Here is a 15,567-nt window from a genome sequence, read left to right as displayed (position 1 = left end):
ACACTCCCTACCGAAGCGACTTGATTTGTCAGCAAAAATTTCAAGCTGCCGGCAAATCTGGGCGTCACCGCTTTGACACTTTTTTGTTGTAGTTTCATTTATATTACAACATTCTGAAAACGTTATCATTTTATGTTTGACATGGAAATCAGAATTTATGTATTATGAAATCGGTTTCAAGAAAAATCAATGAAACACATATAAGAAAACGTTTTCATAAAAACGTCATGGTTTAATCAGAGCAAAAAAACCAATCCAACCTGTAACAGGAGACATATGAAAATCCGCAATCTTGCGACTGGTAAAGTCGCGATCACCCCCATACAACTGGCGATCATTACCCTGATCACCAGCATGGGTGCTGCCCACGCACAAACCCAAGCGCCAACTCCAGCACCAAGCACCGCCAGCCAAACCAAGGCAAATAGCGAAAGCACGACCATTTCTGAAGTTATCGTCACCGGCACGAAGCGAGCCACTTCATTGCAAAAGACCCCGATAGCAATCACCTCTATCAATGCCGCAGCACTGGAAGACGCCCATGTACAAAACATACAGGACGTGGTCAATCTGGTGCCTGGATTCCAGGCTACCGGCCAGGGTGATCACGGCGTCATCACCATGACCATGCGTGGTATCGGTAACGACAGCGCGAAAACCGAGTATGCCGATCCCGAGGTTGCGCTGTTCATCGACGGCATCTACGCACCCCGCCCTGAAGGCGCAACATCTCTGCTGTTTGATCTGGAGGGCATAGAAGTATTGCGCGGGCCACAAGGTACTTTGTGGGGGCGTAATGCCACAGTTGGTGCAGTCAACATGCAAACCGCCAAGCCAAAAATCGGTGATAGTTCTGGCTCGGTAGAAGGTGGCCTGGGCAGCTACAAGCGCTTTGGTACCCGTGGCGCATTCAACATCCCGGTCAGCAATGAAATGGCGCTACGCTTTGCCTATGCGCATGAGAAACATGATGGCTATGTCGATTATCAGGCGCCAGGCATGCTGTCCATCGATAGCCAGAAAGCTGCGTTTGCCACTTACCTCAAGAACGGCGGCACAGTAGTCCCCTTCCAGCCTATCAACTATGCCCTATTTGTGCAGGACGGCCCCAAATATGGTGCGCAAGACCAGACCGCTGCCCGTATCAGCATGTTATGGAAACCAAACGCCGCCACCAAGATCGATCTGTCTTATGAGAAATTCATAGACCGAGGCACGCCATCAATGAACCTGCTGCAAGCACCTCGCGCTGGACAAAGCCACTGGTCAGCCTTGATAGACACAGCACCCTTCACTGAGCGCAATAGCGATGCCATCCGTGGCCGCATAGAATATGCCATCGACAAGAACATGCAACTGACTTACATCGGTGGCTATTCCAAGTTCAGTGGCTCTTCCCGCTTTGACCAGGATGGTGGTGCCAATGTACCTACCAGCTTTACCTCTGGTGGCAGCATGCAGGCAAATAATACTGTTTCTTCCAACTATAAAAACTTCAGTCATGAAGTAGAACTGCAATCCACAAGCACGCGTGACGTGGATTGGCAACTCGGGTTGTACTATGGTTCTGAAACCAATGATATCCGTTTCGACATCCCTATTCTGAACGGTACATACCAGGGCACGGTAGGCTGGCAAGGTTCTTTCATCCAGCCTAAAGAAACAGTGGAAACAGCAGCTGCGTTTGGTCAGGCAACCTGGAATGTCAGCAATGACACGCATATCACTGGCGGCCTGCGTTACACTCAGGACAAACGCACGAATGTCGATGGTCGCGGCTACGGCTTCTCTGGCAAGCCTGAGCTGAGCCAGGCGGCTATTACACCGAACGTCAATCCAGCCTCTGCCAATTCCAACTTCGCGCCGTATTCTTTCAATGATGGCAGCTATAGTGGCAACAAGGTGACAGGCTTGCTACGCATCTCGCATGACATCGACAAAGACAATATGGTCTACGGGAGCATCTCCACTGGCTACAAATCTGGCGGCTTGCAAGATGGCGGTAAAACCTACGGCCCAGAAACCCTGACCAACTTTGAGCTCGGTTCCAAGAGCACTTTGATGGGCGGCGCTGTCAGGTGGAATAACGCCCTGTACTACGGCAAGTTCAAGGACTTCCAGTTCAGCGCACCAGTCACTGCGCCAGACGGCACCCGTGGCCTGCAAACCTCGAATGCAGATGGCGCAACGATTTATGGTTTTGAATCCGAACTGGCAGCAAAACTCAGCAAGGATGACAAACTGCAACTGACAGTTTCCATCGCCAAGGCAACGCTGGGCAACCTGATCGGCGGCTCGAACGACTATGCACTCCCAGCTTGCAAAGTCCCTGGTATCAGCAATTGCCTGGATGTATCCGGCAATACCATGCCTCATACACCCAAGTTCTCGGCTCAGGTCTTGTATCAGCATACTTTCCATCTGAATCAAGGCAGCTTGACTCCGCGTATCAGTCTGCATTATGAGACAGATACATGGTTAAGTGTCTTCAATTACGGAGATGGGGACAAGCAGGAAGCCTATGCCCGCGCAGATCTTGGTATGCGCTATCAATCTGCCGGAAAAACTGCCTGGTATGCAGACTTCTTTGTCCGCAATGTTGGTGATAACAAAGTCAAAACCAGCGCCATGAATGCCAATGGTCCCTGGCAAGCCCAGTATTTGCCACCACGTACTTTTGGCGTCAATGTTGGGGTTGATTTCTAGAATCTGACCGCATTACATAAATCTGTAACGAGCCCTGACCATGCGAATGGTCCGGGCTTTTTTGTTTGTCAGTTTGAAAACAGCGTTTTAGCATTGTTTAACATATATGCATATTACAAACATTGCATTATGTAAATTCAACATTAGAATGAATTCTGGTCAAGCACCAAAAGACTTCCCTTGCCATGTACTTTTTAATAACAGGAGATCGAGATGCGAAGAATATTTATCAAATCCATGCTTGCAGTTGCCGGGTTTTCCATGTTGGCCCTGAGTCAAGTCTCTTTCGCCGCAGACAAAGGCAGCGCCGATGAAGCGATTGCATTGGTGAAAAGAGCCGCCGCCTACTTGAAAGAAAATGGCAAGGACAAAGCCTATGCCGAATTCAATAATCCCACCGGGCAATTTGTCGTCAAGGATTTATACGTATTTGTCTACAACACCAATGGCGACGGCATTAACCGCGCCCATGGTGCGAATACCAAGATGATAGGTAAAAATTTACTTGAATTAAAAGACGCCGATGGCATACCCATTGTGAAAAGTTTCCTGGATGTTGCCAACAGCAAAGCCGGGAACGGCTGGGTAGACTATAAATGGCCTAACCCTGGCACCAAGATGATGGAACCCAAATCGACCTATATTGAACGTGTAGGCGATGTCTTGATAGGTTGTGGCATCTACAAATAGGATGCAATTCGCTGAGGCGCAGCCAGCAATGCGCCTCAGCGAAAAGCAAGCCAGTTCCTATGCTCTTGAAATTTCGCGTATCAGTAAAAAGCCGGCACCACCCTCGCGTGGGCTGCGATAAACACCTTTGGCCTGTAGCACATGAGCAGCAACTGCAGCCATATCCCAGGCATCACCTTCTTCTGCCTCCCATTTCGATGTAGTCAGCCAGGGATAGTCGTGCGACTCCCCATAATCACGTACCGCAGCTACACGTATACGCATACCTTCCAGTAAATGAAAATTGGCCCAGCTCCAAAGCCAGGTATTTGTCTTCGATGAATAGGAACCGATGAAATCTATCTTGGCAATCACAGCAGGCACGCCATCATTGGAAAATACCAGCTCACCCGTTTCCTGGTCCCAGTCATAGCGTTGATGAGAACCCAGGGAGAATTCCTGATTCAGCAACCCTGACTTATCTTGCAATTCCTTAAAGCAGGCATCAACAAAATTATCCCAGGCATCGTAGTCGGCACCTGTTATGCGTGCAAGGCTGGCTGAACGCATCTCTTCATAACAGACATGACAGAGCAATTTGATAGGCACCAGGTCTTCATTGTGCTCATTCCATTCCCCCTCGGCCTGATAATGTGCATTGCAAACCTCACACCAGGCATCGGGCCAGTGATTCTCAGCATCTGGATAATCCGAATGCCATTTCTGTACAGGATCTGAGATCAAATGCTCACATACATAAGTTGTATGTACCTTGCCATGCTGCGCACAAGTCAGCTCGTCAAACTCTTCATCCATGCTCATTCAGCCATTTCTGTTCAAAGGCTAAAAGTTAGCAGGATTATGCAATTTTGGCTATGCTCTCTTTACAGGCCCAGACTTTGGTATGACGGCTTTGATAGTCACTCTCTGAGTAACTGCGCCCTGACAAAATCCCTATACCAATACGCACTGTCTTTCAAGCTGCGCTGCTGCGTCGCATAATCCAGATAAACCAGGCCAAAGCGTTTGGCATAGCCTGAGTTCCATTCAAAATTATCCAGCAGGCTCCAGTAAAAATAGCCTTGCACATCGACGCCCCCGGCTATTGCATCATGCATCGCTTGCAAGTGCAGTTGCAAATACTGGATACGATGCTCATCATGGACTTTGCCATCTTCCAGAATGTCGGCAACAGCCATCCCATTTTCAGTAATGTAAATTGGTGGTAATGAGGGATATTCGGCGTGCAGCTTCAATAACAAATCAGTCATGCCTGCAGGATAAATTTCCCATCCCATATCGCTAAAACCCAACAAAGCTTCTGGCTGCCTGGGTGGATTATCGGTACTGACGAAAGCACGGAAATAGTAATTCACACCGAGAAAATCCAGAGGCTGGCGAATCACATCCATATCTTCTGCATGCACATGAAATTTGCTCAGATCCATGCGGTCCAGCGCTTTTTGCGGATAAGTGCCTATAAATAGTGGGTCCATGAACCATTGCACTGAACGCGCATATTCCCACTCGGCCTGGGCTATATCTGCCTGCGACTCAGTCGCTGGCATGGCGGGCCATTGATTCAGAACTATGCCCAGTTTAGCCGGGCAATTGATCGCTCGCATGGCTTGCAGGGCCATACCGTGCGAGAGCAGAAGATGATGCGACACCTGTATCGCCAGAGCAGTGTCAGCCACACCCGGCGCAAACTGGGCATTACCATAACCAAGATTGGCGGTGCACCATGGTTCATTATGGGTGGCGATACTGGCCAGGCGATGACCAAAGCGACGCGCTACTTCTGCTGCATATTCGGCAAAGCGCAAACAGGTCTCGCGATTCAACCAGCCACCCAGATCCTGCAAGCCCTGAGGCAAATCCCAGTGATATAAAGTCAGATGGGCAGCTATGCCGTGCTCCTCTAGTTTATCCAGCAAACAGGAATAAAACTCAAAGCCTTGCTCATTCCAGTCACCATAACCCAGAGGCTGCACACGTGACCAGGATACTGAAAAACGGTATGCCTTCAGTCCCAGACCAGCAATAATGCCCACGTCCTCTGCATAGCGATGGTAATGATCGCAAGCAACGTCACCAGTGCTGCCATCAATGATGGTGCCAGGGGTATGGGTAAAGGTATCCCAGATCGATGGCCCGCGGCCATCGACATCTGCCGCCCCTTCTATCTGATAAGCACTGGTGGCAACGCCCCAGGTAAAGGCAGGTGGAAACACGGGCATCGCTGATGGATTTGTCATGGTCTAGTGTGGATAGGTTCGCTGTAAACATTCATGTTTCTTATATATCGCGACGCTTCATTGTCAAAGGCTGGCTATCACTCCTTTTACGACATCCAGTACAACGCTCAGTTGAGCATATTCAATGAAACACGCGTGCACATTGAAATCGTTTTCAATTTTGGGCGAAAATTCGCTACCAGGTCATTTGTCAGTCGCCAAATCCAAATTCGGGCCTGATCACTGGAAAAATCACATCAAGCGTTTTTTACCCTACATTTTGAAATCGTTTTCACAACCCGGAATTTATCACCGCACATTTAAGCTGTCAACGTCTTCGACTTTCAATTTACTTCTTTTTGCAATGGGAGATTCTGGACTTTCGTGAAAAATCAAAGCTTCTCACAAATGTTATTTTCAATATTGCTTCACAGTTCATTCTGAAATCAGTTTCATTCAATTGCATCATCTAGTTCAAGCCAGGCCCTGACTTTACCTCGTTTGCAACATGATTTCGACTCAACATCTAAGGCTTTACTCCTGGAGAATTCTCCCAGCAAGCACGGCTGTTTTCCCGGCTTCAAATGCTCTAGCATTGCGTAAATCCTCCACATGCCCATAAATTTTTTTGTTAATGAAGTGTTCCGCTTTTTTATTTTCATGCTATTCTGCGCTTGAAAAGGTTTTCATAACAATGAATACTGATTCAAATTAAAACTCAAATAAAACAATTAACGAGACAGCCTGCGCAGCTCTTTTGCGAGAAAAACTTGGTCAGCATATCTACAAAGATGAGCTGGAATAAGCAGACCTGCAAATAAGCGTCATAAGCTATGCAACGCAACAATTGGAGCGATGCAATAATGAAGACATGCAGGCGTGCCGCCCACTTGAAAAGAAGCGTGCAGCCCATGATTACCGAAACAGAAATCGCCAACCCATCAGCAAACCGGGCCAGGAAATCCCCTCTGTTCTGGGTGCCAACGACTTACTTTACGATGGCATTGGCTTATATGATGCTGACCAACGTCAGCGCCATCATGTTCAAGAACATGGGCATGGATAACGGCAAGGCCGCTGAATATGCGAGTTACCTTATCCTCGCTTACACCATCAAACCCTTGTTCGCTTCTTTTGTGGAAATGTACAAGACCAAGAAATTCTTTGTCATTTGCACGCAGTTGATCATTGCCGTCGGTTTTGTCGGTGTCGCCCTGGTCATGTCCTTGCCGAACTACATGCTGATACTGATGAGTCTGTTCTGCGTTATTTCATTCCTTGGTGCAACGATGGATATCGCTGCTGATGGCGTGTATGTCACCTCGCTCGATAGCAAGACACAGTCGCTGTATTGTGGCATCCAGAGTCTTAGCTGGAATATAGGTCCCATTGTTGCGGCTGGTGGCCTGGTCTATTTGAGTGGCAAATTGCATACCGACGTCTTTCATCATGACCCCAAGGTGTTCGGTGCCGACTGGATGGATGCCTGGCGCGTGATTTTCCTGATCGTGGCAGGTATCATCGCCCTCATGACGGCCTGGCATTTACGCACCATGCCTGATGGCGCGAAAGCGGAAAACACTCCTGCGAATGTGAATGATGCCTTATTCATCTTGCGCGATTCTTTTACTACTTTCTTCCAGAAACCTGATGTCTGGCTGATGATCGCTTTTGCCTTTCTGTTCCGTCTCAGCATAGGTTTCCTTGAAAAAATCGGCCCCTTCTTCATGGTCGATCCCATCAGCAAAGGTGGCCTGGGTCTATCCAATGAAATGCTGGGTCTGACCTATGGTACATACGGCCTGATCGCAGTCCTGCTTGGTTCCTTGCTCGGTGGATGGTTTGTCGCCAAGCGTGGTTTGCAGCCTACCTTGTTCATACTCTGCTGTGCCGTGAACATCCCGAATGCCAGCTTTTTGGTGATGAGCATCTTCCAGCCTGAAAGCCTGTGGCTGATCACCGCTGGCGTTGCCATCGAAAAATTCTTCTTTGGCTTTGGCTCAGTCGGCTTCATGATTTACCTGATGCAGCAACTCGCGCCCGGCAAATACACGACAACACACTACGCCTTTGGAACCGGCCTTATGGGTCTGTGCATGATGGTTACCGGCGTCATCAGTGGCCACCTGCAGCAATTGCTGGGGTATACAAATTATTTCATCTTCGTCATGCTGGCCACCATCCCCTCATTTGCGGTATGCTGGTTTGCACCCTTTCATCAAAAAGAAGGATAAACAGAAAGCTGAATCAGCAGCACACAATAAAATAAAGGCGGCTCGTCCCAACCGTTCACGCTTTAACGTAACAAGTCCCCCCACTTTCAATGCCGCCTCGAGCGGCATTTATTTTTGCGGGCTGTGGATACTGTGAATCGGTTTTTCAATAAATGTATTGGGTAGTTTTATTCCGATGAAATTAGTCAATCTGTAACGAGCAATTTATATAGCTACCGAGTTGTCGTTGCTTTTGATCTTGTCGTTGCTTTTGGCTTTTGGCTTTTGGCTTTCTGCAGTTCCCATGTGTCGACGCCGTTTGTGCTGTGCAGAAAATGGATTAAGAAGGACCGCTGTCTGAGCGCAGCGAGTTTCGGGCCTTCCCATTTTTTGTACTGCACAAACGGGTACCCCCTTTATGGGGCGACGACACCTGGGTCGCCTTCTTTTGCTTACTTTTCTTGGCGACAGCAAGAAAAGTGAGTAGCTGCCGGGCTACCCCCGGCCTGCAATCGCAATTTGCGCATGAAGACATTTCAAAAATCGAACTCGCAAACTGACAAAATTTTGATGTCAATAAATTTCGCGGCCTACGACAAACGCCACTGGATTCCAGCCAAAAACACGCTGGAATGACGCTATTAAGGATATTCGTTTTGCGGCCTTCGAGCAGCCGGATAGGACACAACACCAAGCTTGATACACAAGGCCTTGATATAAGCAAACCGCATATACCCCCAACAATTTTCCAAACTATGACTATACTACCCCCATACTTGCCACTTTGACCTCAAAATAGCATTACCCAAATGCAAGTAAATCATTTTCCAACTATGCTTAGTCGGAAAAATTCCTTAGCCTCAGGAGATGAAATCGCTAGCATAACTGCCTCATAAACAAATGCCAAACCTGTCGCAACATATTGTATGCACCCAGGAGCACACTAAGATGACAAGACAAACTGATCCCGCAGTACTTGCGTTGATTGGCAATACCCCTATGGTCAAGGTAACCCGCTTTGACACGGGGCCATGTGAATTATTCCTTAAACTGGAATCACAAAATCCTGGCGGCTCCATCAAGGACCGCATAGGCAGGTCAATGATAGAAACAGCAGAACGCGAAGGCCGCCTGCAAGCTGGCGGCACCGTAATCGAGGCAACGGCTGGCAATACCGGCCTGGGCCTGGCACTGGTGGCGCGCGCCAAGGGTTATCGCGTGGTGCTGGTCGTACCAGACAAGATGTCGACAGAAAAAATCCTGCACCTGAAAGCCATGGGTGCAGAAGTCCACATCACCCGCTCCGATGTAGGCAAGGGTCACCCCGAGTATTACCAGGACTATGCGGCTCGCCTGGCAAGCGAAATTCCCGGTTCCTTCTTTGCTGACCAGTTCAATAATCCAGCCAACCCACTGGCGCATGAAACCACGACAGGGCCGGAAATCTGGGCGCAGACTGACCACAAAGTCGATGCCATCGTCGTTGGCGTCGGTTCTGGCGGGACGCTAACGGGTCTGACGCGTTATTTCAACAAGGTCCAGCCCGAGCTGGAATTTGTACTCGCTGATCCTAAAGGCTCGATACTGACTGAGTACGTAGAGACAGGCAATATCAATGAAGTCAGCGGTTCCTGGGCAGTTGAGGGCATAGGTGAAGACTTCATCCCCGGCATTGCTGACCTCAGCGCTGTCAAGCACGCCTATACCATTGATGACGCTGAAAGCTTTGGCACGGCACGTGAATTGCTGCGCGCCGAAGGCATACTGGCAGGCTCTTCCACCGGCACCCTGCTCGCTGCCGCCCTGCGCTACTGCCGAGCCCAGACCACGCCCAAGCGCGTCGTCACCTTTGTCTGCGATACTGGCACACGCTATCTGTCCAAAGTGTATAACGACAACTGGATGACGGACCAGGGTTTGCTCAAGCGTAAAAACTACAATGATCTGCGGGACATCATCAGCCGCCGTTTCGATGAAGGCGGCGTCATCAGCGTGAATGCCAGTGACACCCTGATGGTAGCGTTCAACCGCATGCGCAGTGCTGATATCTCGCAACTGCCGGTCATACGCGATGGCGCGATTATCGGTATCATTGATGAATCAGACCTCCTGTTGAAAGTATCTGCCGATGCCAGCCTCTTCCGCAGTGCCGTAGAAGACACCATGACCAGCCAGATAGAAACCCTGGCACCGGATGCCAGCCTCACTGCATTACGCGCAACACTGGACAGCGGCCTGGTCGCCATCATTGCAGCCAACAAACCGGAAAAGCAGTTTTATGGCCTGATTACCCGCTTTGATCTCCTCAACCATATGCGCAGGACACTTTCATGAGCTATCCCGAATACAAGAAGCCTACCCATCCGCAAGCCTTTGGCACGCGTGTCATCCACGCCGGGCAGTTCCCCGACCCAACCACGGGTGCCATCATGCCACCCATCTATGCAACATCTACCTTCGTGCAGGAGAGCCCTGGCGTCCACAAGGGCCTGGACTATGGCCGCTCGCACAATCCTACCCGCTGGGCGCTGGAACGTGCAGTAGCTGACCTGGAAGGCGGCGCGCAGGCATTTGCCTTTGCATCCGGCCTGGCAGCAATAGCCACCGTGCTGGAAATCGTCGATAGCGGCGCACATATCATCGCAGGTGACGATATGTATGGCGGCAGCTACCGTCTGTTTGAACGCGTGCGCAAACGCAGCGCTGGCCTGCAGTTCACTTATGTCGATATGACCAAGCCAGAAGAAGTGCTGGCCGCAATACGTCCCGATACCAAAATGCTGTGGGTAGAAACACCAACCAACCCCATGCTGAAACTGGCCGATTTACGTGCGATTGCCAAGATATGCCGCGAACACAATATCATTGCAGTGGCTGACAATACTTTTGCCAGCCCCAAAGTGCAACGTCCGCTGGAACTGGGTTTTGATATTGTCGTGCATTCCATGACCAAATACCTGAACGGTCACTCCGATATCATCGGTGGTATTGCCATCGTAGGTGGTGAAGCACATCAGGCTGAATGGCGCGAGCGTCTGGGCTTCTTGCAAAATTCCGTTGGCGCAATAGCCAGCCCCTTCGATAGCTTCCTCGCCTTGCGCGGCATCAAGACACTCAATATCCGTGTCGAACGTCATAACTCGAATGGCATGGATCTGGCACGCTGGCTGGAACAGCAGCCCAAGGTCAGGAAAGTGTATTATCCAGGTCTGGAAAGCCACCCGCAACATGAACTGGCCAAGCAACAGATGGATGGCTTTGGGGGCATCATTTCCATAGAACTCGATACCGACCTGGCAGGCGCACGCCGCTTCCTGGAACGTTGCGAAGTATTCGCCCTGGCCGAAAGCCTGGGCGGTGTCGAGAGCCTGATAGAACATCCGGCCATCATGACGCATGCAACGATCCCGGCAGAACAAAGAGCCAAGCTGGGTATCACTGATTCATTCATACGCCTGTCGGTAGGCATAGAAGATGTGGAAGATTTGAGGCAGGATTTGCAGTCTGCGCTGGATGCGGTTTGATGTAGTGTTGAACTAAAGCCTCTGGTCTGGCAAACCAGAGGCAGTAAATTCAAGTAGCAACCCGCCGTTGCCAAAACGATTGATCTGCCCAGCGTTGCTCCTGCTGGTACCAAATATTCAAATGATGCAGATATGCCGCTTTTATCGAAGCTAGCTCAGCCACATAAGCAGCTTGCGCGTCTGCGTCATAATGAGATGCCGCTTCCGCCGCTGCCAGGCCTGTGTACAAGGCATTGAAAATACCTTGTGAAGACAGAGGGTCAAAGCTTAGCGCAGCATCACCAACTGCCAGCCAGTTGGGCCCGGCAAACTGCTCCAGCGCTGCAGTGTGGGCAGCACAATATCCATGCTGTTGCCCTGGCACAAAACCATGTTCATCAAGACAGGCAGACAATTGCGTATTCCGCTTCAATCGCTGCAATAACCCTTGCTGATGATTGCAGGCATTCGCTTCTGGCAAATCGGCATCGGTATAAAACGCCACAATGCGGCCCTGCCCTGGCAGGGATGAGCTATACCACCAGCCTCCAGCTTCGGCACTGATGTGGCTGGAGCCTGCGCTAGGATCAGTATCCTTGCCCACCAGCCAGCTGCACACCAGTTTATCCGTCGCTTTACGGGCAATGCCTAGTTGCCGCGTCAACAGCGACTTTCTGCCGCTGGCATCGATCAGCATTTTAGTTTCTATGCGCACTGTCTTGCCCTGCACGGCGATCACGGCATCCCAATGATCTGGGTTACTCTTTGCAGGTGCAAAAGACAGCAGCTTGCTTTGTCTCAGCAAAGCCGCGCCACGGTCTTGCGCAACATCCTGCAACCAGCAATCAAAACGATGGCGGTCTAGGTACCAGCCATGCCCATCAAGATTGCGCATGGCATCTTGCTCGGTCGCCATATCACTGCCCCAGTGACTGATATTCAAATGCGCAGACTGATGGCCTTGCTGCAAAAATGCTTCATACAAACCCATATCAGCCAGCAGCTTACCGGCTGCGGCTGGCAAGGATTCGCCTATACGCATGGCTGCTGGGGGCGATGCTTCCAGCATGACCACTCTTTGAAATGGTGCGAGGTTCAAGGCGAAGGCAGAGCCCGCAGGCCCTGCCCCTAGTACCAATGCATCTACATACAGCGCTTCCATGCTTAACGATGCAGACCCCGTGGGAAGCGGCGTACTTTTTCTATCGTCATGATATCAACAGACTCCGCATTCACCACCTCTGCCGCACCTACCCTGGCATGCTCATCATGTTGCGCATGTTTGGCATTGGGCGCTGGCATATCGGCGATAGGAATATGCTGATCTTCCACTTCAAGTTCAGCAGGAAAGTGTTGATGATCACTCGGACCGGGATGCACCTCCACCACACCAAGATGATCAAAATGATGGATCATATTATTGATCTGGTCGGTATAGCTGGTGCTGCCCAATGGATTGATCCACGAGGCACGGTTGGCAAATGCGGCCAGCCTTTCACCTAGCGGCTTTTTCTCATCCATGACGACGTCATAGTTTTGCTTGGTCAGGACCTGGTTAGGCACGCGGGCTGGCCAGAAGCTGGGTACATAAGGGTCGTAAGACTTATCGTAACCCGAGCGGCAGCTTGCCGTATCTGTCTGCCATGGCACTGCCATCCAGCGGGTAATGCCGCCAGCCTGCTGGCCGTACAAGGGGCCGTTTGGTATGGTGACGCCATCGCTGGTCAGTATCTCACCCAGGCCAGGTGCAATCCAGCCATCGAGCGCATGGGCAAAGCGGAAAGGTGCCATATACATGGTGCTGGCACGTACTGGCCAGGTCATTTCGCAACCGGGATGGAAGGCATCAGCCAGGCAAAAATCCAGCGCTGCCTGTGTCAGAGTATCGCCCTGCTGCTCTAATGGCACTTCATCTATGCTTGTCGCATGTTTGCGCTCTGGGTCAAAGTCTTCAACAAAATTACCTTCTGCCCACTCCATCAGCATCGCCAGCTGGGTTGCCGTCAGCGAGGCATTTTGCCTTGGCGTTTGCGCAGCGGGTATCGCCATGGCATCGCCATACAACCATGGCCAGGGCTTGGGTGACCAGGCATCAACTTCATAGTTGCGGAACTGGTTGGCGATGGTACGGCGCAATTCTACATAGGCTGTGTTGTTGCTGGCCAGGCGCGACAGCGCATCAGCACTGGTCAGATCGATAGCGCCCTTCCAGCCAAAGCCTGCCGAGAAACCGGCATTCACCCACTGCAAACCATTCAGACGTTCAAACAGGGGCAGGATGTCGAAGGTGAAGCTGGGGCGTTTTGGCTTAGGCAAAGTACCAGCGGTGATGGCAACGTCGCGCATCAAGTCCCACATGGTGCGCACTGATTTTCTCTGCGGCGCATAATTGGGTGGTGCAACGACGACCCAAGCTGGCTCCACCATCAGCTCCAGCCCTTCATAGACGACCTTGGCATTGATGGGGCCATCAGAAGTGTCGTCATGCCAGCCTTCATTATTGGCGAAGGTGATGGCGCGGCTGTTGTCATAGGAGGCGGAAACGCCATGACCACCCAGCACAATCAGACGACCTTGCTTATCAGTAAATGCCTCCCCCAGATACACAGGCTCGCCCATGAACTTGCCATCATCAAAGCGCTGAGGCTTGGCTTTTTTGCCGCTGACTTTTCTTTGCTTGGGCGTGATTGACAGCATATCCCTGTCGGTGACGACAGCATTACGCAAGGTGCTTGGAGGTGCCGATGCTGCTTCAGGAATATCCAGCGCCAGTTGAAAACCATACCAGGCTGACTTGGTATTGGCCAATTGTACCTGCCACTCTACCTTGGCATTATCGGCATTGAGCTCCTTGACGATCTCGCCCTTGGCATTCACGCCATATACGCGGAACCTGGCGCCCTGGCGCTTGAGTTTTTTGTGGGCATCGCGATAATAGCCTGGGTCCTCTGGTTTTGGGTAAGGCACTTCAGGCCCCAAAAACCATTCCTTCTCACTGCTGCCTACACGCGCAACGCCTATGGAGGGGCAAATTACAGCCTTGACGATGCAGGTATCTTTGACTACGGGTTCTGCTTTTGCCTGCGCTGCTGCGTGAAAGGGGCAGCCCGCAGTTGGGGAGCGTGGTTCAAGTGGATCTTGCAAACTCTGGCCATTGGCTTCATGTCTGGCATCTGCACCTGCTGCATACACGACTTTGCGCGCCTCAGCGATAGAACCAACTGGCGCCTGAACTGGCGGTACGCGCCAGATATTGAAGGCCAGGCCCTGTCCATATTCAGACTGACCACGCACGCTGATATCTTGCTGCGGCAAGATCAACGTTGCGACATGGATGAAAGGGCTTTCAGATTCCGGCCATTCCACCGTTGCTTCATCCAGCGGCATGGTCTTGGGATTGGTACGCAGTTGTACCATGAAACGGAATTGATACTCACGCTTGGCCAGGCGATTGCACATATCGACTGCCAGATAATCGCGTTCATTATTCGGCACATTCTCTGGCGGTGTCACTGGCTCCAGGCGGTATTTCACATATTCATTTTTCCCTGCATGGAAAGGCAGGATGGCCCAGTAAGTCGTGGTCAGGGTGCTGCCCTCGACTTTTTCCATCTGGTCCAGTATTTTTTTTGTCTTGGGATGTTTTTTCAGGTAACCGGGATAATCCTGTGCAACCACACCGGCATAAGTAAACTCCACCATCTCCTTGGCATTATCGACAAAGAAAATAGGAAAGTTTTGCATGATGAAATCAGCCGTATCGCCATCATCACCAAGCGCCTTGGGGCCAGGCACGCCAAACAGTTTGATACCAATGCCCAGGGTTGAATACAGGTCCGGCGAAGTCGGCGTAGTGTCGCTTGAAAACCTGACCCAGGCATCCAAACTGTCATGGGCAAAAACACCGACTTTGAGTTTGGCGGGTATTTTCTTTTCCATGACCAGCCTGGCGCTGGCCACTCCATGTAATTTGCGGAACACCGCACGCTCTGCCGGTCGCTGGCCCAGCTTGATGCGATTTTCTTGCGCTATTCCGACGAACATCTCGGTCAGGCGCTCAGGTGCCTGATTGGCCTGGTCAAAGCATGGTGGAATGGGGTCTTGATCTTTGCTCATACACTGTCTCCCTTTTTAAACTGAATGCGCACTTGTTAGCTTTAGCTTTGACGGGTGCGTATTATTGATGCGGACATTCGCCGGACGCGTACGGCAAGGCGTGCCCAGCAAACATGAAAATCA

9 protein-coding genes are annotated in these 15,567 nt (G+C 50.9%); 5 read left to right on the top strand and 4 right to left on the bottom strand.

Annotation, left to right across the window (positions count from 1 at the left end; translation table 11 throughout):
• Nucleotides 1–276 precede the first annotated feature (276 nt).
• Together Q8K39_RS07140 and Q8K39_RS07135 are read left to right on the top strand one after the other, a co-directional pair.
• On the top strand, nucleotides 277–2,706 hold the full coding sequence (locus tag Q8K39_RS07140; protein ID WP_305259012.1) for a TonB-dependent receptor: 2,430 nt from the start codon (nucleotides 277–279) through the stop codon (nucleotides 2,704–2,706).
• A gap of 213 nt (nucleotides 2,707–2,919) precedes the next feature.
• A complete protein-coding gene (locus Q8K39_RS07135) occupies nucleotides 2,920–3,396 on the top strand; it encodes a cache domain-containing protein (RefSeq protein ID WP_305259011.1) in 477 nt (158 codons plus the stop codon).
• A 57-nt stretch (nucleotides 3,397–3,453) separates the two neighbouring features.
• Here Q8K39_RS07135 and Q8K39_RS07130 read toward each other — a convergent pair whose 3' ends face one another.
• Nucleotides 3,454–4,197: a DUF6882 domain-containing protein gene (locus Q8K39_RS07130; protein WP_305259009.1), complete on the bottom strand. Its 744-nt coding sequence runs from the start codon at nucleotides 4,195–4,197 to the stop codon at nucleotides 3,454–3,456.
• A 98-nt stretch (nucleotides 4,198–4,295) separates the two neighbouring features.
• Nucleotides 4,296–5,633, bottom strand: coding sequence for a GH1 family beta-glucosidase (locus Q8K39_RS07125; RefSeq protein WP_305259007.1), 1,338 nt, complete (start codon nucleotides 5,631–5,633; stop codon nucleotides 4,296–4,298).
• A gap of 890 nt (nucleotides 5,634–6,523) precedes the next feature.
• Between Q8K39_RS07125 and Q8K39_RS07120 the strand changes: the two genes are divergently transcribed.
• From Q8K39_RS07120 to Q8K39_RS07110, 3 genes are all read left to right on the top strand, one after another.
• Nucleotides 6,524–7,846 carry an MFS transporter gene (locus tag Q8K39_RS07120; RefSeq protein ID WP_305259005.1) on the top strand — a complete coding sequence of 441 codons (1,323 nt, stop codon included), beginning with the start codon at nucleotides 6,524–6,526 and terminating at the stop codon, nucleotides 7,844–7,846.
• 927 nt (nucleotides 7,847–8,773) lie between these two features.
• Nucleotides 8,774–10,159, top strand: coding sequence for a cystathionine beta-synthase (locus Q8K39_RS07115; protein ID WP_305259004.1), 1,386 nt, complete (start codon nucleotides 8,774–8,776; stop codon nucleotides 10,157–10,159).
• Nucleotides 10,156–11,349, top strand: coding sequence for a PLP-dependent aspartate aminotransferase family protein (locus tag Q8K39_RS07110; RefSeq protein WP_305259003.1), 1,194 nt, complete (start codon nucleotides 10,156–10,158; stop codon nucleotides 11,347–11,349). Before Q8K39_RS07115 ends, Q8K39_RS07110 begins: the two co-directional genes overlap by 4 nt.
• Nucleotides 11,350–11,398: 49 nt before the next feature.
• Here Q8K39_RS07110 and Q8K39_RS07105 read toward each other — a convergent pair whose 3' ends face one another.
• The gene (locus Q8K39_RS07105; protein ID WP_305259002.1) at nucleotides 11,399–12,490 is read right to left on the bottom strand and encodes a tryptophan 7-halogenase; all 1,092 of its coding nucleotides are present in this window, start codon (nucleotides 12,488–12,490) and stop codon (nucleotides 11,399–11,401) included.
• Between the two features lie 2 nt (nucleotides 12,491–12,492).
• A complete protein-coding gene (locus Q8K39_RS07100; protein WP_305259000.1) occupies nucleotides 12,493–15,444 on the bottom strand; it encodes a LodA/GoxA family CTQ-dependent oxidase in 2,952 nt (983 codons plus the stop codon).
• Nucleotides 15,445–15,567 lie beyond the last annotated feature (123 nt).

It is taken from the genome of Undibacterium sp., assembly GCF_030683615.1.
GTDB lineage: Bacteria > Pseudomonadota > Gammaproteobacteria > Burkholderiales > Burkholderiaceae_D > Undibacterium > Undibacterium umbellatum.
Note: the sequence above shows the minus strand (reverse complement) of the source record. Positions and strands in the feature narration are given on the sequence as shown.

Excerpts from the sequence above, each read along its gene's own strand:
- Q8K39_RS07140 (WP_305259012.1), top strand. The coding sequence starts at position 277 with ATGAAAATCCGCAATCTTGCGACTGGTAAAGTCGCGATCACCCCCATA.
- Q8K39_RS07135 (WP_305259011.1), top strand. The coding sequence starts at position 2,920 with ATGCGAAGAATATTTATCAAATCCATGCTTGCAGTTGCCGGGTTTTCC.
- Q8K39_RS07130 (WP_305259009.1), bottom strand. The coding sequence starts at position 4,197 with ATGAGCATGGATGAAGAGTTTGACGAGCTGACTTGTGCGCAGCATGGC.
- Q8K39_RS07125 (WP_305259007.1), bottom strand. The coding sequence starts at position 5,633 with ATGACAAATCCATCAGCGATGCCCGTGTTTCCACCTGCCTTTACCTGG.
- Q8K39_RS07120 (WP_305259005.1), top strand. The coding sequence starts at position 6,524 with ATGATTACCGAAACAGAAATCGCCAACCCATCAGCAAACCGGGCCAGG.
- Q8K39_RS07115 (WP_305259004.1), top strand. The coding sequence starts at position 8,774 with ATGACAAGACAAACTGATCCCGCAGTACTTGCGTTGATTGGCAATACC.
- Q8K39_RS07110 (WP_305259003.1), top strand. The coding sequence starts at position 10,156 with ATGAGCTATCCCGAATACAAGAAGCCTACCCATCCGCAAGCCTTTGGC.
- Q8K39_RS07105 (WP_305259002.1), bottom strand. The coding sequence starts at position 12,490 with ATGGAAGCGCTGTATGTAGATGCATTGGTACTAGGGGCAGGGCCTGCG.
- Q8K39_RS07100 (WP_305259000.1), bottom strand. The coding sequence starts at position 15,444 with ATGAGCAAAGATCAAGACCCCATTCCACCATGCTTTGACCAGGCCAAT.